Genomic DNA, 3,827 nt, shown 5'->3' on the forward strand with positions numbered 1-3,827 from the left:
CCCAAGGAGCCCCATGGGCAGCCCCGCCACCCTCCGCCGCGCCCTGGCCCTTCTCGCCGTGGGGGCCACCGCCCTCACGGCCGGCACCGTCGCCGTACCGGCCGCCGGTACCGCGATCGCCTCCCCCGCCCACGACCTCACGGGCGTCCACGTCCGCCCCGCCTCCTTCGGGCAGCACAGCGCCCAGGGCCGCCCCGCCCCGCTGAGCACCACCCAGTGCGTCAGCCAGGTCGGCATCCACTGCTACTCGCCGCTCCAGTACCGGGCCGCCTACAACCTGAACCCGCTGTACCAGGAGGGCATCACCGGCAAGGGCCGCACGATCGTCATCGTCGACTCCTTCGGCTCGCCGACCATCCAGCACGACCTGGAGGTCTTCGACAAGCAGTGGGGCATCCCGGACACCAACGTCGAGGTGGTCAAGTGGGGCAACGTCCCCACCTGGGACCCGAAGAACCCCGACCACACCGGCTGGGCCGGCGAGACCACCCTGGACGTCGAGTACGCCCACGCGATCGCCCCCGACGCCCACATCATCCTGGTCGAGACCGGCGTCGCCGAGACCGAGGGCACCACCGGCCTGCCCGAGATGATGGACGCCGAGAAGGCCCTCATCAAGGCCGGCCGCGCCGACGTCATCTCGCAGAGCTTCGGCGCCACCGAGAACACCTTCCCGGGCTACGACAAGGGCGACTTCAAGTCGCTCACCGATCTGCGGTACGCCTTCCAGGCCGCCGCCGACCACAACGTCACCGTGCTCGCCGCCTCCGGCGACAACGGCGCCACCGACGCCCAGGAGAACGGCAGCGACCTGTACCCGTACAAGGTCAACTCCTGGCCGTCCTCGGACCCGCTGGTCACCTCCATCGGCGGCACCCAGCTCACCCTGGACGACTCCGGCAACCGCACCGCGCCCGACAAGGTGTGGCACGACAAGTCCGGCGCCGGCGGCGGTGGCGTCTCGGGCATCTTCGAGCGCCCGTGGTACCAGGCCGGCGTCGCCAACGTCACCGGCAACCACCGCGGCACCCCGGACATCAGCATGAGCGCGGCCGTGGACGGCGCCGCCTGGACCTACGAGTCCTACGACCCGACCTCGGTCGGCTGGCACCTCACCGGCGGCACCAGCGAGGCCACCCCGCTGTTCTCGGGCGTCGTCGCGCTCGCCGACCAGCTCGCCGGCCACCGCCTCGGCCAGCTCAACTGGCGCCTCTACGGCATGAACCTGCTGCCGAGCAAGTGGAGCGGCATCGTGGACGTCAAGCAGGGCGACAACGGCTGGAACGGCGTCACCGGTTACAACGCCGCCGAGGGCTACGACCTCGCCAGCGGCCTGGGCACCATCGACGGCGCGAAGTTCGTGCACGCCATCGCCGGTCGGTGAGCCGCCCGGTCGCCGGGTCGCGAGTGACAGGTGACCGGTAACAGGTGACAGCGAACAGCTGACAGATTTCGAAATCTGTCAGCTGTTCGCTGTTTTCCGTCTGCTGCCGTCCGTCCGCCGTCCGCCGTTCCCCGCCGGTCGGCGGACGGCGGGGAACAGCGGCCGCGGTGGCGGACGGCGGCCGGCGGTCCCGGCGGACGCCGACTGTCAGCCGGTGGCGGCAGCGGCCAACTGGGCGAGGTAGCGCTCGGCGGCACGGAGCTTGCGGCCGTCGGGGCCCGGGAGGTGGGCGCGCAGTTCGATGATCTCCGGGGCGATCCGGATGGCCTCCGCGCGGTCGGTGATCGCACGCCAGCAGGCCTCGGCGTTGGTGGCCGCCCGCTGGGTCTCCGGATGGTCCGGCCCCTGGGAACGGAGCAGCGTCAGGGCCACCTCGCGGTAGATCTCCGCGGCCTCGGCCGACCGGCCCGCGAGCCGGCAGACGTGCGCCCGGACCTGCCGGACCTGCAGCACCGGCTCGGAGACGGCACCGTGCTCGGCGATCGCCTCCAGTTCGAGGGCGAAGGCCAGGTCGGTGGCGGCGGCGTGGTCCCCGGCGTCGGCGCTGCGGACGATCCGTCCGATGACCTCGCGGTAGTCCGCCCGGGGCGGCCTGGCCGCAGCGGCCTCGTCGGCCGACGCTTCGGCAGCGGTGCCGGCCGGGCTGTCGGTCGGGGCGTCGGCCTGGGCGGGCGGCGCGTCGGCGGGAGCTTCGCCGGCCGGTCCCTCGCCGCCCGGTCCATCGCCCTGCGGCACGGCGTCGACCGGTGCCTCGTCAGCGGGCTGCTCGTCGGCCGGGACGGCGTCAGCAGGCTCCTCCTCGGTCCGCGCCTCGTCGGCCGGAACGGCGGCGGCGGGAGCCTCTTCGGCGGGCGCCTCCTCCGCCCCCGCGGGAGCCTCCGGGACGGCGTCCCTGGGCTGCTCCGTGACCGCGGGGGCCGCTTCGGCCCCGGGCCTCTCCGCAGCCTCGGACTCCTCCGCGACGGCCTCCCCGGTCGCGTCCCCGCCCGCCGCTCCGGCCGTCTCCGCCGTCGTCTCCCCCGTCGTCTCCGCAGCCGTCCGCTCGACCGCCTCCACCGCGGCCTCGGAGGCCACCACGGCTTCCTCCTGGGGGAGTTCGGGCTCGGCGACCACGACGTCCGCGGGCTCCGGCCGGGGCTTGAGGAGCGTGACGCCCGCCGGGGGCGTGCCGTCGTCCACGGGCACGGCGTCGGCCGGGGCGGGCTTGCGCAGGGTCACGCCCGGCGCCTCGGCCGTTCCGCCCGCCTTCAGCAGGCTCACCGGGCGGGCCGGCCGCTGCGGAGTGGGCGGGACGCCCGGCTTGACCAGGCTGACCGGACCACCCGCGGTCGCCGGGGAGCCGACGGCCGCGGTCGACGGCTCGGGCATCGCGGCCGGTACCGGCGACGGCCACCCCGGGGCGGCGTCCCGCGGTTCCGTCGGACGCGGCAGCGGCGACGCCAGGGGCGGCGGCAGGTCGGAGAGCGCCACGCCGGCGGCCGGCACCGGCGGCACGTCGGCCGGCAGGCCCTCGCCGCGACGGGCGGTGTTGCGGAAGAACGGCCGGTCCGGGGCGTGGGTGGCCAGGACGATCACGTCCGGCCGCAGCACCGAGTACACCTGCTGCCGCAGCTGCTCGGGCGCGAGCACCTCGCCCGCGCCGGGCCGTCCGCCGTGCAGCGCCTCGATCAGCGCGCGGGTGAAGGTGCCGATCTGCTCCGGGTCCGGGCTGACCACCGCCCACAGCGGGATGCCCTCGCTGAGCGGGGAGACGGTGCCCTGGAGGTACGGCCAGGCGTTCTGGTCGGCACTCAGGTCGGCGATGACGAGGGTCTGCCACTCCGCCGGACGGTGGCTCAGCTCGGCGGCGACGGACTGCCAGGGGAGGCCGTCCTGCTTGGCGTCGCGCAGGGTCAGCTGGAGCTGCCCGCCGCGCTTGTCGGCGACGATGTGGCCGCCCAGGTGGACCAGCAGCGGTCCCGGGTGGCGGGAGGCGGCGCGCAGGTGGGCGAGGACGGTGTGCGGGTCACCGGCGCCGGGGAGGTGGACGGCGTCCACCGCGTCCGCCGCGAGCAGCACCTGCGGCGAGACGGCGGCGAGCATCGCCGAGAGCACCGGCGCCTGGGCCGGTCCGCCGCGGCCCCAGGTGCGGCGGCCGGAGTTGCCGTACCCGCCCTCGATCACCAGGATCCGCCCGCGCGGCGCGGCACCGAGGCCACCCGCACCGATGCCGCCCGCGCCGAGCCCGCCCGCACCGCCGACGGTGGCCGGCGTCGCGCTCTGGACCGGGAACGGCGGCGGGGTCGCCGAGGAGGCGAACCCGGCGGTGGGCAGGCCGGTGAGGGTCCACCCGGTGGGCGGAACGGGCGGTGCGGCCGGGGGCGCGGGCGGCGGCATGGGCGCC

General features: G+C 75.7%; 1 protein-coding gene and 1 pseudogene. One reads left to right on the forward strand and one right to left on the reverse strand.

Annotated elements, in window-relative coordinates; genetic code table 11:
• Nucleotides 1-13 precede the first annotated feature (13 nt).
• Nucleotides 14-1,384, forward strand: coding sequence for a S53 family peptidase (locus tag ACIQOV_RS31705; protein ID WP_359913771.1), 1,371 nt, complete (start codon nt 14-16; stop codon nt 1,382-1,384).
• 207 nt (nt 1,385-1,591) lie between these two features.
• Here ACIQOV_RS31705 and ACIQOV_RS31710 read toward each other — a convergent pair.
• Nucleotides 1,592-3,827 (reverse strand): annotated as a pseudogene (locus tag ACIQOV_RS31710) (hypothetical protein); the annotation flags it as partial.

Origin of the sequence: Kitasatospora sp. NPDC091257 (genome assembly GCF_044757675.1) — a bacterium.
In the GTDB taxonomy this organism is placed as follows: Bacteria; Actinomycetota; Actinomycetes; order Streptomycetales; family Streptomycetaceae; genus Kitasatospora; species Kitasatospora lactacystinica.